The organism is Stenotrophomonas sp. Pemsol (assembly GCF_003586545.1).
In the GTDB taxonomy this organism is placed as follows: Bacteria; Pseudomonadota; Gammaproteobacteria; order Xanthomonadales; family Xanthomonadaceae; genus Stenotrophomonas; species Stenotrophomonas sepilia.
In genome coordinates this window covers 177,075-200,117 of sequence record NZ_CP025780.1, presented here as the reverse complement: position 1 = coordinate 200,117, position 23,043 = coordinate 177,075, and the positions used below count along the sequence as shown (strand labels likewise).

Below are 23,043 nucleotides of genomic sequence, written 5' to 3'. Positions count from 1 at the left end.
GGTGTGGCTGCGCAGGACCGTTGGCGCCATGGATGGCGCCATCGAGCCCCCAAGGACGGGTTTACGGCGTGTCCTGCGCAGCCCGCCCGGCCTCCCCCAAGCGCATCAATCAAGGCGCGCAAAGCCTCAACCCCGCGCTTTACTCGGATTCACCAGATTCCCGAAGAAGATCGCGTTGATCAGCAGCCGATCCGTCCCGTGCCAGTACTTGCGGTGCGCCGGGTCATCGGCAAACAGCACCACGTTGCCCTGCCCCTGCGCCGACACCAGCAGCCACGCGCTGCCCGCCACCCGCGCACGGTTGCGCTCGGAAAGATAGCCATTCACCCGCGGCGGCGTGTCGATGCGTACCACCGTCGAGAATGGGTTCGCACTCGGCTGCAGCGTCACCGTGTTCTCCTTGTTGATCGCCAGTTGCCGGCGCGGCACGCCGAACGCCAGCGGATGACTGGTGTCCACATCGGCGCTGAGGATGTTGCCGCTGACCCGCTCGATCGCGGCGATGTCGCGCTGGTCGCCGAATGCACGGCGGCTCTCGTCGGCAGTCTCTTCGTCCTTGCCGAGCTTCTCGCCGTCGGCGAGCTTCTGTTCGATCGCCCACTTCGAGGCACTGCCATAGGTCACCAATGAACCACCGGCCTGCACCCAGCGCTTCAGTGCAGCCACCGCCGCGGCATCGACGCCGGTATAGGTGCCACCGGACAGCACGATCGTGGTGTAGCGGTCCAGCGGCACCTTGGCCAGCTGCTGTGGGTCCAGCTTGCTGGCCGGAAGGTGCAGTTGCTGGTCGAGCAGGAACCAGGCCGAGCCGATCTCGGTGGCGGCCACCCCTTCCCCCATCACCAGCGCAACCGCGGGTTTGCGCAGCGCCTTGACGCCGTCACTGCCCAGATCGATGCCTTCGCGGCTGCGGCCACTGGACAGCGCATGCACCTGCACACCTGCCTCACGCGCGGCCGATGTCACTGCCTCAAGCAGCGCCGCGCCCTGCAGCGTTTGCCCGGCAACCGGAATCACCAGGCTGCCGGCGGCGAAGCTGACGTCGCCCTGCGCGGTCGCGGTGGTGAACGGCTGGAATGCCGCACGTGCGCTCACGCCCTTGCCCTGCAGCGCGGCCAGCGCGCGCCCGGCGTTGTAGTCGCGCCAGTCGATCGCGTACGCGAATCCGGCCTGGCCACCCAGCACCGCGCCCTGCTCCGCCGGCAGTGCAGTCACGCGTGCGCCACCCTCGATACGGCTACGGCTGCCGGCGAAAGCCACGCCGTAGGCCGGTGCGATCGCATAGCTGGTGCTGCCGTAGAACACATCCCCCTTGATCGGCGGTGTCTCGTCAAAGATCGAATGCACCAGGCGGAACTGCGCCTGCTGCACCGGCACCACGTAGGCGCTGCCGGCATCGAAGCGCTGCCCATCGACGGTGATTGCACGCTCCAGCGCGCGTACCTCGATGCGATGCAGCAGCAACAGTTCCAGCAGGCGGCGGGTCAGTGCCGGGTCATGCACATCACCGAACACGAAGCTCTTCACCGGCTGCTGTGCGGCCTGCTTCAGCGCGCTCTGGAAGAACTGCTTCTGCAGGTCGAACAGGCCGCTGCGCTCAGTTACCGCGCCACGCACCGTGCCCAGCCCGGTGGCGACCTGGTTGCGGATGGTGAACGGGAAGGTCAGCAGGCCGTTCACCGATTCCTGCACGCGGCCACGCGAACTGGCCTGCTCGACGGTAACGCCGACGGCACCATGGAAGTCCGGGTAGGTGGAACCGTACACCGGCGAGAAGTTGTCGAAGTTCTCGCCGGTGTAGTACAGCGAACCCAAGGCATCCAGCGCCTGCGCGTGGTACTTGGCCAGGGTCTTGTTGAATTCATACGACGCCGCCGGAATCAGCGGGCTGTGCATGCTCTTCGGCGAGGGCTCGAAGTAGTAGGTGCTGTCCTTGCCCATTTCGTGGAAGTCGATCTGCACGTTCGGGTACCACTGGTGGAACACCTCCACCTTCGGCCGCGAGTCCTGCTGGGTGAGGGCAAGCCAGTCGCGGTTGAGATCGGTGAAGTAGTGGTTGGTGCGGCCCTGCGGGAACGGTTCGACGTGTTCCTTGTCGGCCGGGTCGGCCGAGGCCGGATCGGAGGCCCAGGCGTTGTGCCAGTTGGCCGCACGATCGCGGCCATCCGGGTTCTGTGCCGGATCGAGCAGCACCACCGCGTGCTGCAGCCACTGCTGGGTTTCGGCACTGCGGTTGGCCACCAGGTAGTAAGCAGTCAGCATCGCCGCCTCGGCACTGGACGTCTCGTTGCCATGCACGCTGTAACCCAGCCACACCACCACCGGGCTGTCACCGGCCGCGCTGCGCGGTTGCGCCGGATCGGCCAGGGTCGCGTGCTGTTGGCGCAGCTGTTCCAGCCGCGCGTGATTGCCGGCGGCGGTGACGGTGGCGATCAGCAGCGGGCGGCCCTCGTAGCTTCGTCCGATCTCGCGCACGCTGATCTTGTCCGAGCGTCTGGCCAGCTCCTGGAAATACGCCACCAGTTGGTCGTGCCGGGTGTAGCGGCTACCGATCGGGTAGCCGAGGAACTGCTCCGGCGTCGGCACCGCTGCATCGAAGGCTGCCGCATCCGTGGCCTGCGGGAAGAAATAGGCACTCTGTGCCTGCGCCGGCTGCGGGCAGGACAGTACAGTGGCGGCGGCAAGCAGCAACGGAAGAACGGCACGGCGATGCAAGGACACGGTGACTCCCCAGGAACACAACGGCAGACAGTTGCGCGGCCGGTCCCTTCAGGTGGCCGGCCGCGGCGGATGGATCAGAAGCGGTAATCGAAGCCCAGCGTGAAGTAGCGGCCGCGCAGGTCGTACTGGCTGAAGTCGTATGGCGCGCGGATGCCCGGGAACGAGGCGTCGTACGGCGGCGTCTTGTCGGCCAGGTTCTGCACCTTGGCATACAGCGTCAGCTTGTCGATGCCGGTGTAGGCCAGGTACAGGTCGTACTGGCTGTAGCTGCCGACGCGCTGCTGCACGGCCTTGGCGGCGGTGCTGGCTTCCTGGCGGTAGCTGCTGGTGTAGTACCAGGTCACGGCTGCGTTGAAATCTCCGTACTTCCAATCCAGCGTGGTGGTGGCCTTGTCCTTGGGCAGGGTCGCGCCCAGGTTGCTGCCGGCGTAGTCGACCAGCGGGCCACCGACCACGGTCGGGCGACGGTAGTCGCGCACGTGGGTGTAAGCCGAGGACACGGTGAAGTCACCCAGCACCGCAGTCGGGATGCGCTGGCGCAGTTCGACGTCGATGCCCGAGGTCTTCAGCTCGCTCAGGTTCTGGTAGCGGTTGTAGACCGCCTGCAGCTTGCCGCGCTCATCGCGCTGCACCGCGCCAGCCACATTGTCGTTGACCAGGGTCTGAGTGTTGTTGGTGCCGACCAGGTTGTCCAGCTGGATGCGGTAGTAGTCCACGCTCAGGTTGGTGTTGGCCCACGGCGACAGCACCACACCGAAGTTCACGCTCCTGGTGCGCTCGGGCTTCAGTTCGTTGTTGCCGACGGTGAAGAAGGTCGGGTTCTGCCGCGAACCCGGCACGTCCGGATCACGCGGATCGACCACGCTGCCATAGGCGATGCTGGTGCTGTTGGAGTTTTCCGACAGCGACGGTGCACGGAAGCCCTTCGAGGCTGAGGCACGCACCAGCAGGAAATCCAGCGGCTGCCAGCGCAGGCCGATCTTCGGCGAGAACGCATCGCCGAAATCATCATAGTGATCGGCACGCGCGGCGGCGGACAGTTCCAGGGTCGAGGCCAGCGGCACGTTCACTTCGGCGTAGGCGGCACTGACCTGGCGCTGGCCGTGCACTTCGGCAATGGCCGGGCGCACCTGCAGGCCGGCATCGATCTGCCACGGGTTGTTGGAATCGAGCTTCTCGCGGCGCCACTCGGCACCGGCGGCGAACCCGATCTCGCCGGCCCAGGTGTGGCCCAGACTGCCGGAGATCTTCGCGTCGACGCCCTGCAGCTTGGACTCGGCCGGACGCAGCGTGGCGATGTTGATCGAATCACGCACCGACTGCGGCGTGGCTGCCGGGTCAAGCAGGTTGTAGCTGCCCGTGGACAGTGCGTTGGCCAGCGCCCAGCGGTTGGCGAAGCCGCCGGACACGCTCTCGCGCTCGCTGCTGCGCGCACCGAATGCGGCCACTTCCCAATCCCAGTTGGCGGTGGTGCCACGCAGGCCGAACACGCCGCGATAGGCGGTGGAGCGGTTGGTCTTGATCGTGCCGCCGAGGTCGAAGAAGGTGTACTCGATCGGGATCGCACGCCCGTACGGGTTGTACGGATTGCTGGCCGGCAGCAGCGACGACACCGGCTCGGCCAGGCCGCTGTCCGCGTTCAGTGCGAAGCGGCCGCTCTCCAGGGTGAAGAAGGGGCTGCTGCCAAACCAGGCAGCGCTCTTGATCTGGCTGTACAGCACTTCGCCGAAGGCTTCGACATTGTCGTTCAGGCGGAAGGTGCCGTTGGCATAGGCCTGGTAACGCTTGGTCGAAGGGATCAGCGTGGTGAACGGTGCCTGGTTGAAGCCGCAGGTATCACCGGACAGGCCATCGATCGGCGCGCTGGCAACGCGGGTGGTGCCGGCCGGGCAGTTGCCGTTGGCATCGAGCATCGGCACCGACACGCCGTTGACCAGGTAGCGTGCGCCCTTGGCCGACCAGCCGTTCCAGCGGCCACCGGGCTTGTCGGTGTAGATGCCACTGCGGGTCAGGTTGCGCTCGTCCTGGTCCAGGCGCTCGCGGTTGTAACCCTGCAGGCTGAAGAGGATGTTGTAGCCATCGGTGTCCAGATCACCGAGGCCGCCGACGAACTTCAGGTTCTGCTCGTGCAGGCCGCCCTGGTCGGCACCGCCGAAGCTGCCGCCGATCTCGGCGCCTTCGAAGTTCTGCCGGGTGATGATGTTGACCACGCCGGCCACGGCGTCGGAGCCGTACACCGCCGAGGCGCCGTCCTTGAGCACTTCGATGCGCTCGACTGCGACCAGCGGCAGCGCGTTGAGATCAACGAACGTATCGGACAGGCCGCCGGCCGGGAAGCCGTAGTTGGCCAGACGGCGGCCGTTGAGCAGCACCAGCGTGTTCTTCTGCGACAGGCCGCGCAGGCCGATGCCGGCCGAGCCGGAGGCCCAGCCGTTGTTGGTGGTTTCGTTGGCGGCGTTGCCGGTGTTGGCCGAGATCGAACGCAGCACGTCGGCCACGGTGGCCTTGCCGGTCTGTTCCAGCTGCTGGCGACCGATCACCTGCACCGGGTTGGAGGCCTCGGTATCGGTGCGCTTGATGTTGGAACCGGTGACACGCACGGCGGCGAGGGTATTGGCGTCACCAACGGCGTCGGCGGAGGTTTCGGCGGCGGCGGACAAAGGCGCGGCCAGAGCGACGGCCAGGGCCGCCACGAGCAGGGTGTGCTTGGGCATGACGATGTGGGGAGGTGGTAAGGACGACGAAGTTCCGCAGTAGTCCATGCCTGGCCGGCGCCCGGCCAATAACATCTCTTCATACGGATATAAGAGAAACTATCATCTCTTCATCCGGATGGAAAGAGTCACTTCACGAAAGCCCGGCGTCCGCTCAGGCTGCCGGGCCGCCTGCGGCGTACAATTGCGCCATGGAAATCTTCAAAGTCTTCATGCTCGAGGCGGCGCACCGCCTTCCCAACGTGCCGCCGGGGCACAAGTGCGCGCGCCTGCACGGCCACTCGTTCCGGGTGGAACTGAAGGTCGAGGGCGAGCCCGGCGCGCAGACTGGCTGGATCATGGACTTCGGCGACGTGAAGGCGGCTTTCCAGCCGATCTATGACCGCCTGGACCATCACTACCTCAACGACATCCCCGGCCTGGAGAACCCGACCAGCGAGAATCTGGCGGTGTGGATCTGGAACGAACTCAAGCCCAGCCTGCCTGCGCTGAGCGAGATCACCGTGCACGAAACCTGCACCTCCGGCTGCCGCTACCGCGGTCCGACGGCTTGATCAACCCATTGATCTGAAAGGTGTTTCAAAGGCGCCCTGGGCGCCTTTGTTATTTTTGTTGCATTGCCACATCAAGAGCGTATGCTGCACTGCATCAAGCCACTCCCTGATGCCCCATGGCCGCCGCCTTCAGCGATCGCTTCAGTGATGCCACCCGCCAGCTCGCCGCCGCAGCCACGCGTGCGAACCGGCTGGCGTTGGAGAACGCGGAGAGCATGTTCGGCGTGCAGTTGAAGGTGATGGAGCGCAACCTGACCGCGACCGGCGGCTGGCTGGGTGAACTGGCCCGCAGCGACGACACGGCCGGGATGCTCAACAAGGGTGCACAGCTGTGGCAGGACAACCTGCAGCGGCTGGGCCAGGCCCAGCAGGATGTGGTCGGTCTCGGCCTGCAGGCCAGCAAGGCGTGGTCCGAACTGGTGCAGGGCTGCAACGAATCAATGGCGGACGCGAACAACCACTGACGCGACGCAACGCTCATTGCATGGGTCCCTCCCCCCATGCAATCCGGACCCGGCAGATCCCTCCCTCTGCCGGGTCTTTTTTTGCCTGGTGTTCGGATTCCGAAGTGCGTCTTCGTCCGATGTCTCTGCGAGCTGAGGGGCCCCGCCGGGGCAGGCAGGGGTCTGGGCAAATGTCCCCCGGCGCCGGCCGTTGGCCGTCACCTCCTCCTTTACTTTGCCCAGACCCCTGCCCGCCCCGACGAGGCTCGGCGTGCGGTGGGTAGAGCGCAGTGCTCGCGGCAACCTTTCAATGACGCGCCGACGAACTCCGAACGCAGGGCGGAGGCCCTTGCGTACGAAGTAAAGGGGGAGGTGACGGCCAACGGCCGTCGCCGGAGGACATTCGTACGCGAGGGCCTCCGCCCTGCGCCGCGCAGAACGAATCCGCCACGCGCCACGCAGAACACACCGCGAAGGAACCTCAGCGCCCGCGACCACCGTGCCAGTGCTGGTGCCACGCCTGGAACATCAACACGTTCCACAGGTGCGTGTGCCACTTGCGCTCGCCGCGCAGGAACGCTTCCCAAATGCCGCGCACGCGTGCCGGATCGAAACAGCCCTGATTGCGAAGCAGCTGCGGGTCCAGCAGCGCCTCCGCCCAATCGCGCAACGGACCGGCCAGCCAGCGCGCCATCGGCGGGCCAAAGCCGCGCTTGGGACGGTACACCAGCGGCTCGGGCAGGTAGCGTGCCAACAGGTGCTTCAGGATCAGTTTGTGTTCGCCATCGTGGTACTTCAGGTGCTGCGGCAGGCGCCAGGCCAGTCGCACCACCTCCATGTCCAGCAGTGGCGCACGGGTTTCAACGCCCGCCGCCATGCCCGCGCGGTCGACCTTGGCCAGGATGCCCTCGGCCAGATCCATGCGGAAATCCAGCAGCTGGATGCGCGCTTCGGCCGGCAGCGCCGAGTCCTGCTGCTGGAAGATCGTCACCGGTTCACGCGCGCCCAGCACCACCTGCGCCGGTTGCCGCCAGCGGGTCACCCGCTGCAGGTAGTGGCCTTCCACATCGTTGGCAGCAACTTCGGCCACCAAGGCACGCCATCCACCGAGACGACCACGTTCGGCGTTCATGCGGTTGCCGCTGCGCCGCGCCAGGTCGCGTACCCAGTCCGGCAAGCCACCGCACAGGCGCGCATTGCGCAGCGCGCGGCCATAGCTGGGGTGGCCGAAGAACAGTTCATCGCCACCGTCACCGGTCAGCGCCACCGGCTTGCGTGCCCCCAGCAGTTCACTGGCCAGCAGCGTCGGCAGCTGCGAGGCGTCGGCGAACGGTTCGCACCAGACCTGCGGCAGGCGCTGCAGCAGATCCAGGCCCTGGCGCGCGTCCATGCGGTGCAGGTGGTGCTGCACACCCAGATGGCGCGCGACCTGCGACGCCCAGTCGCTCTCGTCATGTCCCGGATCGTCGAAGCCGACCGTCCATGCTTCGATCGGCAGCGTGGATTGGGCCTGCATCATCGCCGTCACCAGCGAGGAGTCGGTGCCTCCGGACAGGAACGCGCCACAGGCCAGCGGCGAGTGCATGCGTGAAGCGATGGCTTTCTGAAGTACCGCCTCAAGCTGGTCGGTGGCCTGTTCCAGGCTCGGCGCCGGTTGCAGCGGCTCCTGCAGTGCACGCTGCATTGCTTCACGTGCGCACCAGTAACGCGCGCCCCCCTGCTCGGCCTGGCTGGAGCAACCCGCGGCATGGTCGCTGAGATCGATGCGCAGCATCGCGCCCGCCACCAGCTTGTGGATGCCGCGGTAGATGGTGTGCGGCGCCGGCACATAGTCGTGACGCAGCAGAAGGCTCAGCGCATCCTGGTCGATGCTTGGTGCGAACCCGGCGAAGGCCTGCAGCGCCTTCAACTCCGAGGCGAACAGGAACTGGCCCTGGTACCAGCCGTAGTACAGCGGCCTCTCGCCCACCGGATCACGGGCCAGCCACAGCACGCGCGACTCGCGGTCCCAGACGCTGAAACCGAAGGCGCCCTCGATACGCGACAGCGCCCGCTGCACGCCCCATTCGACGATCGCCTGCAGCAGCAGCCGTGCATCGCTGCAGCTGCGTGGCAGATCGCGCAACTGCGCCTGCAGGTCAGCGCGGTTGTACAGGCGGCCGTCCAGGCACAGCACGTAGCGACCGCAGTCCGAGCTCAGCGGCTGCAACGGCGTGTCGGTCGGCGCCCGGCAGTGGCCCAGCGCGAGGCCGGCCTCGGCGTCGGTCCAGTAGCCGATGCGGCCACGCCCGCGCTGCTGCAGCGCCCGCAGCATCGGCGCCAGCTGCTGCAGCAACTGCTCGTCCTCGGCGGGCGGCAACCAGGCCCCGACCACGCCGCTCATCGCGAGCCTCCGCACTGGCGGCGGCGGGACGGGTTCAGCAGGCAGGGGGCGGCGGGCGACATGGGGACGGCACGCGGAGCGGAGGAGACTCCATGCTCGGCGCCGGGCCGCGCGGCGTCAGTCGCTTTGCTGTCAGCGATCGTCACCCGTCGTATCACGAAGGTAACGTTTTGTAACAGCATCAGGCTATGCTGAACGCCAAGTTGTTGCCGGGACTGAGAGCCGGCCCCTGCGCCAGCAACCCCGGCTGAATGGCGCCCGCCCCCGGGACCCGGGCGGCCCGATGGCTGGGATAGCATCGCCGCGCTCGTGCCGTGGCGGTACGTTTGCGCCTACGGAGGCCTTGGAAATGCTGGATATCGTACTGGTCGAAGACGATGCCCGCCTGGGAACGATGGTCAGCGACTACCTGCAACGGCATGGCTACCAGGTGGCCCACGAGCGCAGCGGCGAGCGCGCAGTGGCCCGCATCCTGGCCGAGAAACCAGCCCTGGTGCTGCTCGATGTCGGCCTGCCCGACCAGGATGGTTTCGAAGTGTGTCGGCAGATCCGGCCCCTCTATGACGGCATCATCTGCGTGCTGACCGCCCGCACCGACAACATCGACCAGGTTCTGGGGCTGGAGCTGGGGGCCGACGACTACATCGGCAAACCGATCGAACCGCGGGTGCTGCTGGCGCGGCTGCGCGCCCACCTGCGCCGCCACCGCCGGGTCGAACCGCGTGACGGCAGCCTGCGCTTCGGCGAGCTGAGCATCGACCCGTCCACCCGCAACGTGCACCTGCAGGGCAGCCTGCTGGAGCTGACCACCGCCGAGTTCGACCTGCTGTTCCTGCTGGCCAGCAATGCCGGCCAGATCCTGGACCGCGACGCGCTGCTGCGCGGCCTGCGTGGCATCGCCTTCGACGGCCTGGACCGTTCGATCGATGCCCGCATCTCGCGCCTGCGCCGCAAACTGGGCGACAACCCCGAGCAGCCGGAACGGATCAAGACCGTCCGTGGCCGCGGCTACCTGTTCAGCCGCTCGGCATGGGGATGAAGCGCACGCCCTCGGCGATGCGCGGCCACGCCTTCCACTTCCTGCGCTACGGCATCGGCTTCCTGGTTGCCCACCTGTTGCTGATCGTGCTTGGCCTGTGGGCCTGGGATGCCCTGCTGGAGGACCGCACCGAAGCCGGGCTGCAGGCCGAAATGCGCGGCACCCATGCCCTGCTGCAGCACCGCTTCGCCGAAACCCCGCGCGACCAGTGGCCCGTGCTGGCACGCGAACTCGACGCCGATTTCGCCTACGCGCTGCGCATGGTGCCGCTGGCTGAGGCAGTGAAGGCGTTGCCGGCCAGCCAACGTCCGCCGTTCAACAACGGCCGCGTGCAGATCGACCTGGAGCACATGCGCAGCCTGCAGCGCATCGGTGACAGCGACTACGCGGTGATGCTGGGGCCGCTGGATGAAGCGCTGCCGGACGAGGGCTGGCAGGACAGCGAAGTGTCCGGCGTGGCGATCCTGCTGCTGATCCTGATGGTGGCGGTGGCATTGCCGATGTACGTGATGGTCTATCGGTTGTGGCGCGACGTCTCGCAGCTGGCGCAGGCGGCCAGGCAGATGCGCGATGGCCAGTTGGACACGCGTGCGCCGCGTGCGGGCACCGCGCTGGTGCGGCCACTGGCCAATGCCTTCAACCACATGGCCGAGCAGCTGCAGCAGCTGCTGGAAAGCCAGCGTGTGCTGGCGCAGGCGGTGGCGCACGAAGTGCGCACGCCATTGGCGCGGATGCGTTTCGGCCTGGCCGACCTGGAGGACACCGCGCTCGATGATGGGCAGCGCGATGCACTGGGCGGATTGCGCACCGATGTGGATCGGCTGCAGCACCTGACCGATGCAGGCGTCGAGTACGCCGCACTGGGCCGCTGCCATCAGCTGACCCGCCAGCGCCTGCAGCTGGCGGCGCTGGTGCGCGGCGTGGTCGCCCAGTTCGCGCCGCTGCCGATGCCGGTGCAGCAGGCGCTGTCGCCGGTGGGCCTGGTCAACGTCAACCGGCATATGCTGGAGCTGGCACTGCGCAACCTGCTCGGCAATGCACTGCGCTACGCGCGCCGGCAGATCCGTATTGCCAGCAGCGTCACTGACGGCTGGCTATGCCTGCAGGTGGAGGACGACGGCCCCGGCATTGCACCCGAACTGCGCGGCCAGGTACTGCAGCCCTACGTCCGGCTGGACCCGGGCAGTCCCGGCTTCGGCCTCGGCCTGGCACTGGTGCAGGTGGTGGCCGACAAGCATGGCGGCCACGTCGAAGTGACCGATTCGGCGCTGGGCGGTGCCTGCATCCGCCTGCACCTGCCGCTGGAAAACGGCGGCGGCATCGTCGAATGCGAAGCGGCCTGCTAGGCCGCCGGTTCCGCACGCGGCAAGGCAAACACGAACAGCGCGCCACGCTCGCTGTTGCGCAGTTCGATGCGGCGGCCGTGCAGCTGCACGATGCGCTGCACGATCAACAGCCCCAATCCGCCGTTCTCGCCGCGCCGCGCGCCCAGCGCGGCCGGTGCCTGGAACAGCTGGGTGCGCAGCGCCGGCGCCACCCCTGGGCCGTCATCAGCCACGCTGACCTCCACGCTGTCGGGAGTCGCGCAAAGGCGCACCTCGATCTGTCCACCGTCGGGTGCATGGCGCAGCGCGTTGTCGAGCAGGTTGGTCAACACCCGTTCGACCAGGCCCAGGTCGGCGCGCACCAGCGGCAGGCCGGGGGGGAACGCTGCGTGCAGCTGCTGGCCGCGCGCCTGTGCCGCCAGTTCGAACTTCTGCAGCACGTCCTGCAGCAGCTCCGGCAGCGCGAACACCTCCCACTCCAACCGCACTTCGCCATGCTCCAGCCGCGCCAGCTCGAACAGCGCGCGCGCCAGCCGGCCGACCTTGGCGCTCTGCGCCAGCGCGATACCGAGATAGCGGCGGCGCTCGTCCGCTGACAGCGTGGCGTCCTTCAATGCCAGCGTTTCCAGGTAGCCATGCAGCGACGACAGCGGCGTGCGCAGGTCGTGCGAGATATTGGCAACCAGTTCGCGGCGCTGCAGGTCCTGATGGCGCAGCTGCTGCCACTGCTCGCCCAGCCGCTGCGCCATCTGCGCGTGCGCATGTTCGAGGATCACCAGCTCGTCGCGCTCACCGGGGCGCAGCGGCTCCGGCGGTGGCAACGGCGTGGGTGCGTCGATGTCGAAGGCCTGGATGCGTCGGGTCAGCCGCCGCAGCGGACGGGTCACCCAGTAGAACGCCACCAGCCCGGCCAGCAGGCCGAGGCCACCGACCAGCACCACCGACCACAGCGTGGTGTTCCACTGGCTGCCGGCGGCAAGATCGTCGGCCAGCATCTGCCGGTGCTCGCCGACCAGCACCACGTACACGTAGCCCGCCGGCCGGCCCTGCACGATCAGAGGTGCCGCGCTGAACACCTTGCGGCCATTCGCGCTGCGCGGGTCATCGCCGAGGATCGGCAACGGCGCACCGGCCAGCAAGCGGCGCAGCGGCGCCACGTCCACCCGGTTTCGCACCAGGTGCCCACTGGGTGCATCGTGGCCGAGGATGCGGCCCTGGTCATCCAGCAGGTAGACCTCGACGCTGGGATTGACCGCCATCAACTGGCCGAACAACGCCCGCACCGCCGCATCACGCATGCCGCTGGTATCCATCAGCTCGCTGCGCTGGGCGATGTGCTCGGCCAGACCCAGCGACAACCGCTGTACCACCTCCTGCTCGTGGCGGGTATTGGCACGCATCTGCAGTGCCAGCAGCGCCATGCAGCACGTCAGCATCAGCGCAGCGGTCACCACTGCCAGCTTCTGCCACAGGTTCGGCTTGATCATGCCGCTGCTCCGGCCGGGTCGACCAGCTTGTAGCCACGGCCCCACACCGTCAGCAGCCGCCGCGGATTGGCCGGATCGGGCTCGATCTTGCTGCGCAGGCGGTTGATATGGGTGTTGACCGTATGCTCGTAGCCATCGTGCTGGTAGCCCCAGACCTGGTTGAGCAGTTCCATGCGCGCGAACACCTGGTCCGGGTGACGGGCGAAGAACAACAGCAGGTCGAACTCGCGCGGGGTCAGCTCCAATGGATTGCCATCCACCGAGGCGGTACGCGCGACCGGGTCCAGCTGCAGTCCCCCCAGCTCGATCGCGCCGGCATCGATGCGTGCGCTCTGCGCCATCGCCTCGGCGCGGCGCAGCAGCGCGCGCACGCGTGCCACCAGTTCCGGCATCGAGAAGGGTTTTGCCAGGTAATCGTCCGCGCCCAGTTCCAGGCCGACGATGCGCTGGGTTTCGCTGCCGCGCGCACTGATGATGATGATCGGCACATACCGCGCCATCGCGCGTGCGCGCTGGCACACCTGCAGGCCGTCCACGCCGGGCAGCATCACGTCCAGCACCAGCGCATCCCAGGGACCTTCCTGCTCGAGCAGGCGCAGGCCGGCATCGCCGCTGGCAGCATGGGCGACATCGTAGCCCTCATCGCCCAGGTGCATGCGCAGCAGGTCGGCGATGTGGGCATCGTCTTCAACGATCAGCACGCGTTTGGTCGACATCGTCAGCTCAAGGCCAGTGGGGAGGCGGGTTGCATTGTGGCGCGGGACGGCCGCCGATACCTCACGAAAAATTGAATCCTGCGTGAGGATTCGTTGACCCGGGCGGGCGCAGCATGGCCCCGTCACCCCCTTCCCGGAGTCCGCCATGTCCTTGTCCCGCCGCCATCTGCTGGGCCTCGGAGGTGTTGCCACCGCCGCCGGCCTGCTCGGCCTGGGGGCCTGCAGCCGCGCCGCCCCAGCCGCCGCCGAAGCGCGCCCGTCGCGACAGTTCGAGGTCATGCACAGCGATGCCGACTGGCGCCAGCGCCTGACCCCGGCGCAGTACGCGGTGCTGCGCCAGCAGGCCACCGAACGGCCGTGGAGCAGCCCGCTCAACAAGGAACACCGCCAGGGCACCTTCGCGTGTGCCGGCTGTGCGCTGCCGCTGTTTTCCTCCTCCACCAAGTTCGAGAGCGGCACCGGCTGGCCCAGCTTCTGGGCGCCGCTGCACAACGCCATCGGCGAAGACCGCGACGTTACCTTCGGGATGCTGCGGGTGGAGGTGCACTGCCGTCGCTGTGGCGGCCACCTCGGCCATGTGTTCAACGATGGCCCACGCCCGACCGGGCTGCGCTACTGCATGAACGGTGCAGCGATGGTGTTCGTTCCCGGCGCCACGGATGGCACTGCCGACGGCTGGCGGGTGCCGGTCGGTTCTTCCCCTGTTTCCGGAGCCTGACGATGCTGCTGTTGCTGCTTGCCTATCTGGGGGGCGCGCTGACCCTGCTCAGTCCCTGCATCCTGCCGGTGCTTCCGTTCGTGTTCGCGCGTGCCGATCGTCCGTTCCTGCGCAGCACGCTGCCATTGCTGCTGGGCATGGCGCTCACCTTCACCGTGGTTGCCAGCCTGGCCGCAGTGGGCAGCCAATGGGTGGCACAGGCCAACCAGGTCGGGCGCTGGATCGCCCTGCTGCTGATGGCACTGTTCGCGGTCGCCCTGCTGTGGCCACGACTGGCCGACCATTTGCTGGCGCCGTTCCAGCGCGTGGGTGCCCGTCTGAGCGCGCGCGCCGATGCCGCGGATGCCGCTGGGCGCGGCGGCGCGTGGACCTCGCTGCTGATCGGCATCGCCACCGGCCTGCTGTGGGCGCCATGCGCCGGTCCGATCCTCGGCCTGGTGCTGACCGGTGCCGCCCTGCATGGTGCCAGCGTGGGTACCAGTGCACTGCTGCTGGCGTATGCGCTGGGCGCGATCACCGCGCTGGCATTGGCGGTGTGGGTGGGCGGCCGGGTGTTCCGTGCGCTGCAGGCGCGGCTTGGACTCGGCGATGCACTGCGCAAGGTGCTGGGCGTGGCCGCCCTGCTGGCGGTGGTAGCGATCGGCCTGGGCTGGGATACCGGCCTGCTGACCCGTCTTTCCACGCTCAGCACCGCGCGTATCGAGCAGGGCCTGCTGGACGCGGTACCCGGCGCGCAGCCGGCGGTACCACCGATGATGATGATGGCCGGTGCCGACGCCGCTGGCGATGCACCGCTGCCGGTCGAAGGCACCCTGCCCACGCTGGACGGGGCCACCGGCTGGCTCAACAGCCCACCGCTGACGGTCCAGCAGCTGCGCGGCAAGGTGGTACTGGTCGATTTCTGGACCTACTCCTGCATCAACTGCCTGCGTGCGATGCCGTTCGTTCACGAATGGGAGCGCCGCTACCGCGACCACGGCCTGGTGGTGATCGGCGTGCACACGCCGGAGTTCGCCTTCGAGCGTGACCCGCGCAACGTGATGAAGGCGGTGCAGCAGCTGAAGGTCGAGTACCCGGTGGCGCTCGACAACCAGTACACGATCTGGCGCGCGTTCAACAACCGCTACTGGCCGGCGCAGTACTTCGTTGATGCGCAGGGCAACATCCGCGGCCACCAGTTCGGCGAAGGCAGCTACGCGCGTTCGGAACAGATGATCCGTCGCCTGCTGACCGAAGCCGGGCAGGCCAACCTGCCGCCGCCTGCCGATCCTGCGGCCGCCGACCTGAAAGGCGTGGCCGTGCAGGCCGACATGGGCAACCTGCGCTCGCCGGAAACGTATCTGGGCCACGCCCGCGCCGAACAGTTCGCCTCGCCCGGCGGGCAGCGCAGTGATGCCGCGTCCGACTACTCCTTGCCGACGACCCTGGCGCTGAACCAGTGGGGACTGTCGGGGCGCTGGACCGTCACCGATGAAGCCGCACAGCTGCAGCAGGCCGGTGGCCGCATTGCCTTCCAGTTCCATGCGCGCGACCTGCACCTGGTGCTGGCGCCCAGCCGCGACGGCAGGCCGGTGCGCTTCCGCGTCTGGCTGGATGGCAAGGCGCTGCCCGCCGCCGATGCCGGTAGTGATGTCGGCGCCGATGGCAGTGGCGTGGTCGACGAGCATCGCCTGTACCAGCTGGTACGCCAGCGCGGCACGGTCGGTCCGCATCGCTTCGAGATCGAATTCCTCGATGCGGGCGTGCAGGCCTATGCCTTCACCTTCGGTTGAACCGGGAGCACATGATGAAACTCTCCTTTGAACAGGGCATCGCCGCCGGTGTGGCCGGCCTGGTGGCCATGGCATTGATTGCCGGGGTGCTGCTGGTCGATCACGGTGCGGCTGCGGCGCCGGTCGAAGCCAGCGCGCAGATCCAGGCACTACCGGCCCCCACCGGCGATGCGGCGTTCCGCGATGACGCCACCCACGCCAGCGTGGTGTTTGCCGGCGGTTGCTTCTGGGGCGTGCAGGGCGTGTTCCAGCACGTCAAGGGCGTGAGCAATGCGGTGTCCGGCTATATCGGTGGCAGTGCAGCCAATGCGCGCTATGAGCGCGTCAGCGGTGGACAGAGCGGCCATGCCGAAGCTGTAAAGATTGACTACGACCCGCGCCAGGTCAGCTATGGACAGCTGATGCAGGTGTTCTTCTCGGTCGCGCACGACCCGACCCAGCTCAACCGCCAGGGTCCGGACCACGGCAGCCAGTATCGCTCGGCGATCTTCAGTGATGACGCCCGCCAGCAGGCGGCCAGCCGTGCCTACATCGCCCAGCTCGGCCAGGCCGGCAGCTACCGCGCACCGATCGTCACCCAGCTGGTCAGCGGCCAGCGCTTCTATCCGGCCGAGAGCTACCACCAGAACTACATGACCAACTACCCGCAGGCCGCCTACATCCGCTACTACGACGCACCGAAGCTGGCGGCCCTGGCCAGGCAGTTCCCGGCGCTGTACCGGCGCGAGGCGGTGCTGGTGCCGATGCGCTGACGGCATTTGCCCTGGGGCTGATCGGTGCTCGGCGCTGCGCTTCTGTAGAGCCGAGCCCTCGCTCGGCTGCTGTTGGCGGAAAAGCAGCCGAGCGTGGGCTCGGCTCTACACACAAAAAAAGACGCACGGCGGTCCCGCCGTGCGCTTGGAATGCGCCGGCCACGCCCCGATCAGGCCCGGCCGACGACGACATGCTAGGCTCGCCATCATCATGGGTACAGAACCAGATGGCGGGATGTTCGATGGATACAGATGACCAGGCCACGATGATCCCTCCACGCTACCAGCGGCTCTCCGACGAACTGGCCGAGGCCATCCACGGCGGTCGCCTTCCGGTCGGCAGCCGCCTGCCCTCGCTGCGGCAGATGGCGTCGCAGCGCAGGCTCAGCCTCAACACGGTGATCGCCGCCTATCGCCAGCTGGAAGATGCCGGCCTGGTCATTCCGCGGCCCAAGGCCGGCTTCGAGGTGGCGCCGCGGCTGTCGGTGCCGGAACGATCATTGCGCGATGCGCCCTCGGCACCCACCGCACCGCTGCAGCAGGTGCTGATGGCGCGCGTGCTGGAAGCGCAGCGCCGGCCGGGTGTGGTCGACCTGGCCTTCGCCGGCCCGCGTGGTCGCCAGTTCTACCCCGGCGCGCAGTTGGCCAAGCACACCGCGCAGGTACTGCGCCATGGCCAACAGACGGTGGAGACCTACGCGCGCCCGAATGGTTCACCGCGGCTGCTGGCGCAGATCGTGCGCCGCAGTCCGCGCATGGGCCTGCACACCCACGCCGAGCGACTCCTGCTGACCCATGGTGCGATGGAAGCCCTGCAGCTGGCATTGCGCGCGGTCACCCAGCCCGGTGATGCGGTGGGCATCGAGGCGCCGTCCTACTTCAACCTGTATCCGTTGCTGGCCAACCTCGGCCTGCAGGCCATCGAGTTGCCCACCCACCCGCAGCACGGACTGGATGTGGATGCACTGGATGCGCTGCTGGAGCACACGCCGCTGGCCGCACTGGTGGTGATGCCGACCGTGCACAACCCACTCGGCTGCACCATGCCGACCGCCGCCAAACAACGCTTGGCCGAGCTGGTCAACGCACGGCAGCTGCCCCTGATCGAGGATGCGGTGTACGCCGAGCTGCAGTTCTGCGAGCCGCCGGCACCCTTGCTGAAAGCCTTCGATCGCGATGGCTGGGTGATGGTGGTCGGTGGCTTCTCAAAGACACTGGCGCCGGATTACCGCATCGGCTGGCTGGATGGCGGTCGCTTCGCAGAGCGCATCGCGCTGCTGAAGTTCCAGTCCACCGGCGGCGAGCCGCAGCTGCTCGGCGATGCGGTGGCCGCGTATCTGGAAGCAGGCAGCTACGAGCACCATCTGCATCGCATGCGCCGCCTGTACCGCGAACAGGTGGGACGGCTGCGCCAGCTGGTAGCCGAGCATTTCCCGGCAGGCACCCGCGCCACCGAACCACAGGGCGGATTCCTGCTGTGGCTGGAACTGCCGGGCGTGGACACGCGCGAGCTGTTCGAGCGAGCGTTGCAGGAGGACATCGTGTTCATGCCCGGCCAGGTCTATTCGCGTGGTGCGCGCTATCGCCACTGCCTGCGGCTGTCGTGCTGCCAGAGCCTGGATGCGCGCTTCATCGGTGCGATGGAACGGCTGGGTGCGATCGCGCGGGAGCTGGCAGCTGCAGCACGGTAGTGCCGGCCGCTGGCCGGCAACTGCACGGACGTAATTCATCGAGGTTGCCGGCCAGCGGCCGGCACTACCCCAGGTCGTCGAGCAGGTGCGCCGCCAGCACTTCACCACTGGCATTCGGCAGATGCGGCAGCCGTCCCCAGCACGGCATCGGCAGGCGCTGCTGCAGCGTGGCGATGTTCTCGTCCTGGCGCTGCATCGCCGGGTCGATGTGGTTGCCGATCCAGCCCAGGCAGTCCACGCCGCTGGCCTGCAGTGATTGCGCAGTCAACCGCGCGTGATTGACGCAGCCCAGCCGCATGCCCACCACCAGCAGCACCGGCAGCTGCAGCGCACGCACCAGGTCGAGCTGGTCCAGCGTGGCCGAGACCGGCGCCAGCCAACCGCCCACGCCCTCCACCACGACGATATCGGCCTTCGCGCGCAGGCGTTCGAACGCGGCCACGATCGGCGCCAGCTCCACCTGCACGCCGTCCTCGGCAGCGGCCAGCTCCGGTGCCAGTGGCTGCCGCAGCGCATAGGGATTCAGGTCGGCATAGTCAGGCACCGGCCAGCTGGCCGCCTGCAGCGCCAGCGCGTCCTCGTTGCGCAGGCCCTGCCCCAGGTCCTCGCTGCCGCTGGCCACCGGCTTCATGCCCACCGCGCGCAGGCCACGCTGGCGCAGTGCATGCAGCAGCGCGGTGCTGGCCGCGGTCTTGCCGATTTCGGTGTCGGTGCCGGTAACGAACAGGGCGGGCGGCAGCGTAGCGGGCAACGGCATCGATGGGCTCCAACAGGGCAACAGTGTGTGCATTATCGCCGGCCCGGTGCACTTGCTAGACTGCAGGCATGTTCGCCAATGCCTCGCTCACCGGCAGCAAGCCGGAACAATACGCCCAGCTGCTGGAACAGGCCCGTGGCCTGGTCTACGCCGAGTCCGACCGCATCGCCAACGCGGCCAACCTCTCCGCACTGGTCTATCACGCCCTGCCCGACCTGAACTGGGTGGGCTTCTACCTGTATGACGGCAAGGAACTGGTGGTCGGCCCGTTCCAGGGCCTGCCGGCCTGCGTGCGCATCCCGCTGGACAAGGGTGTGTGCGGTGCCGCCGCCAGCCAGCGCGTAACCCAGCGCGTGGACGACGTCGATGCCTTCCCCGGCCACATCGCCTGCGATTCGGCCTCGCGTTCGGAGCTGGTGGTGCCGCTGCTGCGCGGCGATGAACTGATCGGCGTGTTCGATATCGACAGCCCGAAGGTCGGCCGCTTCGACGCCGACGATCAGGCCGGCCTGGAAGCCATCGCCCGCGTGTTCGTCGAGGCACTGGGATGAGCGCACCGAAGCTGCGCAACATCGGCCCGAAGAGTGCAGCGTGGCTGCGCCAGGTCGGGCTGCGCAGCCGCGAGGACCTGGTTGCGATCGGCGCAGTTGGCGCCTTCGTCAAGGTCAAGCGGGCCGGCTTCAAGCCCAGCCTGAACCTGCTGTACTCGCTGGAAGGCGCATTGCTGGACTGCCACTGGCAGGAGCTGAGCGAGCCGCAGCGTGAAGCGCTGGTGCAGGACTACGAAGCGCGCATCGCCGCGCATCCGCTGAAGGCGGCCGGCCCGGCGTCGGGCCCGGTGCATGAGCAGCGCTTCGATGCCGACGATGAGGCCGAGGACAACGTGGCCGAGCGCGCGGACGAGGATTGACTGCACCGGTAGTGCCGGCCGCTGGCCGGCAACTGCGTGATCCTTGCAACGTTCCTGAGGCTGCCGGCCAGCGGCCGGCACTACCGATGGACTACGGCTGCTGCAGTTCCAGCAGCTCGCCCACCAGCCCGACCTCGCCCCGCTCCAGCCACACCCGCAGGCGCGTGCCGTGGTCGATGCGCAGGGCCCAGCACAGCGACATCGGCAGGCCGCAGACCTGCGACAACACCATGCGCAGCGGGCCACCATGGCTGACCACCAGCGTCGGCACCGGATCATCATCATCGAGCAGGCGATCCAGCGCGCGCGCGATACGCCGCTCGAAATGCCCCCAGCTCTCGCCGTTCGGCGGCGGGAACGCATGCGGATCGGCGTGGAAGGCGGCCAGCGCATCTTCCGGCAGGTCGAACAGCGACTGCCCGTCCCAATCGCCGAAATCCAGTTCTTCCCATTCCTCGTCCGCTTCGACGTCCAGCCCGCGTGGGGTGGCCAGCGCCATCGCCGTGTGCAGGGCGCGCAACCGCGGTGAACTGATCACCCGCTCCCAGCGTTGCTCGGCATAGGCCTCGACCAGCTCCTGCGGCAGGCCGGCCAGCTGCGGTGGATCGCTGCGGCCATCAAGGAACTCATCGCGACCGTTGCCGGCATGGCGGACGAGGTCGAGGATCATGCGTGCGTCCCGGACGGGCGACGCAGGTACAACGGAGAACGGGCAGACATCGGTAACGGCACCACGGGATCGAGCAACCATTCTAAAGGCACAGCAAAGGCAGCCGCGCAGGCGCGACGCAACGGGACGGCCTGCGATGCCGTAGACTGCGCGCACTTCCAGGTGACCTGCGGCCGTGGCCGGCAGGTTGAAACGGGAAGCCGGTGACGCGTGATTCCACGCCAGGCCGGCGCTGCCCCCGCAACGGTAAGCACGTCAGTTCCAGGCAACACCGCCACTGTGCCGCAGGCATGGGAAGGCGCCTGGACGGTGGCCTCGCGCCACCCGGCGGCAAGCCCGGAGACCGGCCCGGAAGCCTCAGGTCGCGATGCGGTGGGCATGGCGCTGGATGACCGTGGCGTGCGCTGCGGCATCGGCGCGTGCCTGCCTTCGCGGCTCCTCCCCTTCGCCACGCGGGCGTGCGTGGCACCTGGAGTCCCCCCATGAAGCTGCAGTCCCGAATGCTGTCCCTGGCCGTACTGGCCGCCCTGCCCGCGCTGGCACAGGCCGCCGATGACACCACCGCGCTCGACCAGATCCTGGTCACCGCCACGCGCACCCCGATCGCCCTGCAGGACAGCATCGCGCCGGCTCAGGTGATCGACCGCGCGCAGATCGAATCCAGCCAGGCCACCTCGCTGCAGGAACTGCTGCGCGGCCGCGCCGGCATCAACCTGACCAATGCCGGCGGGCTCGGCAAGCAGAGCTCGCTGTTCCTGCGCGGCACCAACTCGGGCCACACCGTGGTGCTGGTCGACGGCGTGCGCATCAACAGTGCCGACCTCGGCCTGGCGATGTACCAGGACCTGCCGCTGGCGCAGATCGAGCGCGTGGAAATCGTGCGTGGCCCGCAGTCGAGCCTGTACGGCGCCGATGCCATTGGCGGCGTGATCCAGATCTTCACCCGCCGCAACCAGGGTGATTTCGCCCCGCACTTCCAGCTCGGTGGCGGCAGCAACGGCCTGCGCGAAGCCAGCGGCGGGATCGGCGGCGGGACCGAACGCGGCTGGTTCGGCGCCGACATCGCCTACCAGCATTCCGATGGCATCGATACCTGCCGCGGCTCGGCAACGCTGTTCACCGGCTGCTTTGCCGACGAACATGACCGCGATGGCTACCGCAACCTGTCCAAGAGCCTGCGCGGTGGCTACACCTTCAACGACCAATGGAACGTAGAAGGCAGTGCATTGCGTGCCGACGGAAAGAACCATTACGACGGCTACTACAACTATTCGGAAACCCGCCAGCAGGTGCTGGCCGGCAAGGTGCGCTACACCCCGTCCGAACGCCTGGCGTTCACCGCCAATGTCGGGCGCAGTGACAACGAGTCGGACAACTTTGGTGACTTCGGTGCCCGTGGCAGCGCTCAGACCCACCGCGACAGTGCCTCGCTGCAGGGTGACTTCGCCTTGGCCGAAGGCCAGCTGCTGAGCACCGGCGTGGACTGGAGCGAAGACAACCTGGATGGCAGCAGTGCCGGATATCGGGTCGACAGCCGCCGCAACACCGGCGTGTTCGTGCAGTACCAGGGACGCTTCGGCCGCCACCAGCTGCAGGCCAGCGCGCGCAACGACGACAACCAGCAGTTCGGCAACCACGCCACCGGCAGCCTCGGCTGGGCGATGGAGCTCGGCCACGGCCTGCGTGTCAATGCCAGTTACGGCACTGCGTTCAAGGCGCCGACCTTCAGCGACCTGTACGACCCGTGGAGCGGTGTGCCGACGTTGAACCCGGAGAAGTCCAAGAGCACCAACCTGGGCGTTTCGCAGCAGGGACAGGGCTGGCACTGGGGCCTGGACGTCTATGAAACCCGCATCGATGATCTGATCACCTACGATGCGGCGACCTTCAGGATGCAGCAGGTGGAGAAGGCGCGCATCCGCGGTGCCGAACTGACCGGTGGCGTGCTGCTGGCCGGCTTCGACATCAACGCCCAGCTGAGCTACACCGACCCACGCAACCGCACCGGCGGCAGCACCCAGTTCGACAACTGGCTGCCGCGTCGTGCACAGCAGACCGCGCGCCTGGACCTCGATCGACGTTTCGGGGCCTTCCGCGCAGGCCTGACGGTTCAGGGAGCGGGCAAGCGCTATGACGATGCCGCCAACGCGGTGAAGGTGGCGGGTTACGGCACGCTGGATCTGCGCGCCGAGTACGCGCTGACGCCGTCGTGGTCGCTGCTGGCGCGTGCCGCCAACGTGTTCGACCGACGATACGAGACCGTGGCGTGGTTCAACCAGCCCGGTCGTGAGTACCAGGTGAGCGTGCGTTACCAGCCGAAATGATCGCGACGGTCATGGTAGTGCCGGCCGCTGGCCGGCAACATCATGACCTTCGGCAACGCATTCCGGG

Annotated in this window: 18 protein-coding genes and 1 riboswitch; of the genes, 11 read left to right on the top strand and 7 right to left on the bottom strand. The window is 67.8% G+C overall.

The window, feature by feature from the left end; genetic code table 11:
- Positions 1-126: 126 nt before the first annotated feature.
- Together PEM_RS00930 and PEM_RS00925 are read right to left on the bottom strand one after the other, a co-directional pair.
- Complete coding sequence (locus tag PEM_RS00930) at positions 127-2,721, bottom strand: M14 family zinc carboxypeptidase (protein WP_111129246.1); 2,595 nt, start codon at positions 2,719-2,721, stop codon at positions 127-129.
- Positions 2,722-2,795: 74 nt separating this feature from the next.
- Complete coding sequence (locus tag PEM_RS00925; RefSeq protein WP_111129248.1) at positions 2,796-5,435, bottom strand: TonB-dependent receptor; 2,640 nt, start codon at positions 5,433-5,435, stop codon at positions 2,796-2,798.
- Between the two features lie 191 nt (positions 5,436-5,626).
- On the opposite strand from PEM_RS00925, the gene queD reads away from it, so the two are divergent.
- Positions 5,627-5,989, top strand: a complete 363-nt coding sequence (gene queD, locus PEM_RS00920) for a 6-carboxytetrahydropterin synthase QueD (RefSeq protein WP_005407953.1) — start codon at positions 5,627-5,629, stop codon at positions 5,987-5,989.
- 116 nt (positions 5,990-6,105) lie between these two features.
- Positions 6,106-6,453, top strand: a complete 348-nt coding sequence (locus PEM_RS00915; RefSeq protein ID WP_005415151.1) for a phasin family protein — start codon at positions 6,106-6,108, stop codon at positions 6,451-6,453.
- A gap of 460 nt (positions 6,454-6,913) precedes the next feature.
- Here PEM_RS00915 and asnB read toward each other — a convergent pair whose 3' ends face one another.
- Positions 6,914-8,815 (bottom strand): asparagine synthase (glutamine-hydrolyzing), encoded by a 1,902-nt coding sequence (gene asnB, locus PEM_RS00910; protein ID WP_053498027.1) that lies wholly within the window; start codon positions 8,813-8,815, stop codon positions 6,914-6,916.
- Positions 8,816-9,164: 349 nt separating this feature from the next.
- Between asnB and PEM_RS00905 the strand changes: the two genes are divergently transcribed.
- Together PEM_RS00905 and PEM_RS00900 are read left to right on the top strand one after the other, a co-directional pair.
- The gene (locus PEM_RS00905; RefSeq protein ID WP_005415149.1) at positions 9,165-9,854 is read left to right on the top strand and encodes a winged helix-turn-helix domain-containing protein; all 690 of its coding nucleotides are present in this window, start codon (positions 9,165-9,167) and stop codon (positions 9,852-9,854) included.
- Entirely contained in the window at positions 9,851-11,200 is a 1,350-nt protein-coding gene (locus PEM_RS00900; protein ID WP_111126936.1) for an ATP-binding protein, read from the top strand. The genes PEM_RS00905 and PEM_RS00900 overlap by 4 nt, the downstream gene beginning before the upstream one ends.
- On the opposite strand, the gene PEM_RS00895 is transcribed toward PEM_RS00900, so the two are convergent.
- A complete protein-coding gene (locus tag PEM_RS00895) occupies positions 11,197-12,666 on the bottom strand; it encodes a HAMP domain-containing sensor histidine kinase (protein WP_111174790.1) in 1,470 nt (489 codons plus the stop codon). The genes PEM_RS00900 and PEM_RS00895 overlap by 4 nt on opposite strands.
- The gene (locus tag PEM_RS00890) at positions 12,663-13,382 is read right to left on the bottom strand and encodes a response regulator transcription factor (RefSeq protein WP_005415146.1); all 720 of its coding nucleotides are present in this window, start codon (positions 13,380-13,382) and stop codon (positions 12,663-12,665) included. The genes PEM_RS00895 and PEM_RS00890 overlap by 4 nt, the downstream gene beginning before the upstream one ends.
- Positions 13,383-13,527: 145 nt before the next feature.
- Between PEM_RS00890 and msrB the strand changes: the two genes are divergently transcribed.
- The 4 genes from msrB to PEM_RS00870 all read left to right on the top strand — a co-directional run bounded on the left by msrB (position 13,528) and on the right by PEM_RS00870 (position 18,315).
- Positions 13,528-14,100 carry a peptide-methionine (R)-S-oxide reductase MsrB gene (gene msrB / locus PEM_RS00885; RefSeq protein ID WP_005415145.1) on the top strand — a complete coding sequence of 191 codons (573 nt, stop codon included), beginning with the start codon at positions 13,528-13,530 and terminating at the stop codon, positions 14,098-14,100.
- 2 nt (positions 14,101-14,102) lie between these two features.
- Positions 14,103-15,872, top strand: a complete 1,770-nt coding sequence (locus PEM_RS00880; RefSeq protein ID WP_111129627.1) for a cytochrome c biogenesis protein CcdA — start codon at positions 14,103-14,105, stop codon at positions 15,870-15,872.
- Positions 15,873-15,886: 14 nt separating this feature from the next.
- The gene (gene msrA, locus PEM_RS00875) at positions 15,887-16,624 is read left to right on the top strand and encodes a peptide-methionine (S)-S-oxide reductase MsrA (RefSeq protein WP_032953890.1); all 738 of its coding nucleotides are present in this window, start codon (positions 15,887-15,889) and stop codon (positions 16,622-16,624) included.
- A gap of 242 nt (positions 16,625-16,866) precedes the next feature.
- Positions 16,867-18,315, top strand: coding sequence for a PLP-dependent aminotransferase family protein (locus tag PEM_RS00870; RefSeq protein ID WP_111129500.1), 1,449 nt, complete (start codon positions 16,867-16,869; stop codon positions 18,313-18,315).
- Between the two features lie 64 nt (positions 18,316-18,379).
- Here PEM_RS00870 and bioD read toward each other — a convergent pair whose 3' ends face one another.
- Positions 18,380-19,072, bottom strand: coding sequence for a dethiobiotin synthase (bioD, locus tag PEM_RS00865; RefSeq protein ID WP_095379311.1), 693 nt, complete (start codon positions 19,070-19,072; stop codon positions 18,380-18,382).
- A gap of 68 nt (positions 19,073-19,140) precedes the next feature.
- Here bioD and PEM_RS00860 point away from each other — a divergent pair, with 68 nt between their 5' ends.
- Positions 19,141-19,623, top strand: coding sequence for a GAF domain-containing protein (locus PEM_RS00860; protein WP_004140850.1), 483 nt, complete (start codon positions 19,141-19,143; stop codon positions 19,621-19,623).
- Positions 19,620-19,982 (top strand): TfoX/Sxy family protein, encoded by a 363-nt coding sequence (locus PEM_RS00855; protein WP_005415140.1) that lies wholly within the window; start codon positions 19,620-19,622, stop codon positions 19,980-19,982. Before PEM_RS00860 ends, PEM_RS00855 begins: the two co-directional genes overlap by 4 nt.
- A gap of 91 nt (positions 19,983-20,073) precedes the next feature.
- On the opposite strand, the gene PEM_RS00850 is transcribed toward PEM_RS00855, so the two are convergent.
- Positions 20,074-20,652 (bottom strand): histidine phosphatase family protein, encoded by a 579-nt coding sequence (locus PEM_RS00850; protein WP_005415139.1) that lies wholly within the window; start codon positions 20,650-20,652, stop codon positions 20,074-20,076.
- A 143-nt stretch (positions 20,653-20,795) separates the two neighbouring features.
- Positions 20,796-21,019: riboswitch (cobalamin riboswitch) on the top strand.
- Positions 21,020-21,134: 115 nt separating this feature from the next.
- On the opposite strand from PEM_RS00850, the gene btuB reads away from it, so the two are divergent.
- Positions 21,135-22,976 (top strand): TonB-dependent vitamin B12 receptor, encoded by a 1,842-nt coding sequence (btuB, locus tag PEM_RS00845; RefSeq protein WP_111129498.1) that lies wholly within the window; start codon positions 21,135-21,137, stop codon positions 22,974-22,976.
- Positions 22,977-23,043: the final 67 nt, after the last annotated feature.

What these genes read in the sequence shown, in the direction of transcription:
- PEM_RS00925 (WP_111129248.1), bottom strand. Translation starts at nt 5,435, where the DNA reads ATGCCCAAGCACACCCTGCTCGTGGCGGCCCTGGCCGTCGCTCTGGCC.
- queD (WP_005407953.1), top strand. Translation starts at nt 5,627, where the DNA reads ATGGAAATCTTCAAAGTCTTCATGCTCGAGGCGGCGCACCGCCTTCCC.
- PEM_RS00915 (WP_005415151.1), top strand. Translation starts at nt 6,106, where the DNA reads ATGGCCGCCGCCTTCAGCGATCGCTTCAGTGATGCCACCCGCCAGCTC.
- asnB (WP_053498027.1), bottom strand. Translation starts at nt 8,815, where the DNA reads ATGAGCGGCGTGGTCGGGGCCTGGTTGCCGCCCGCCGAGGACGAGCAG.
- PEM_RS00905 (WP_005415149.1), top strand. Translation starts at nt 9,165, where the DNA reads ATGCTGGATATCGTACTGGTCGAAGACGATGCCCGCCTGGGAACGATG.
- PEM_RS00900 (WP_111126936.1), top strand. Translation starts at nt 9,851, where the DNA reads ATGAAGCGCACGCCCTCGGCGATGCGCGGCCACGCCTTCCACTTCCTG.
- PEM_RS00895 (WP_111174790.1), bottom strand. Translation starts at nt 12,666, where the DNA reads ATGATCAAGCCGAACCTGTGGCAGAAGCTGGCAGTGGTGACCGCTGCG.
- PEM_RS00890 (WP_005415146.1), bottom strand. Translation starts at nt 13,382, where the DNA reads ATGTCGACCAAACGCGTGCTGATCGTTGAAGACGATGCCCACATCGCC.
- msrB (WP_005415145.1), top strand. Translation starts at nt 13,528, where the DNA reads ATGTCCTTGTCCCGCCGCCATCTGCTGGGCCTCGGAGGTGTTGCCACC.
- PEM_RS00880 (WP_111129627.1), top strand. Translation starts at nt 14,103, where the DNA reads ATGCTGCTGTTGCTGCTTGCCTATCTGGGGGGCGCGCTGACCCTGCTC.
- msrA (WP_032953890.1), top strand. Translation starts at nt 15,887, where the DNA reads ATGAAACTCTCCTTTGAACAGGGCATCGCCGCCGGTGTGGCCGGCCTG.
- PEM_RS00870 (WP_111129500.1), top strand. Translation starts at nt 16,867, where the DNA reads ATGGATACAGATGACCAGGCCACGATGATCCCTCCACGCTACCAGCGG.
- bioD (WP_095379311.1), bottom strand. Translation starts at nt 19,072, where the DNA reads ATGCCGTTGCCCGCTACGCTGCCGCCCGCCCTGTTCGTTACCGGCACC.
- PEM_RS00860 (WP_004140850.1), top strand. Translation starts at nt 19,141, where the DNA reads ATGTTCGCCAATGCCTCGCTCACCGGCAGCAAGCCGGAACAATACGCC.
- PEM_RS00855 (WP_005415140.1), top strand. Translation starts at nt 19,620, where the DNA reads ATGAGCGCACCGAAGCTGCGCAACATCGGCCCGAAGAGTGCAGCGTGG.
- PEM_RS00850 (WP_005415139.1), bottom strand. Translation starts at nt 20,652, where the DNA reads ATGATCCTCGACCTCGTCCGCCATGCCGGCAACGGTCGCGATGAGTTC.
- btuB (WP_111129498.1), top strand. Translation starts at nt 21,135, where the DNA reads ATGAAGCTGCAGTCCCGAATGCTGTCCCTGGCCGTACTGGCCGCCCTG.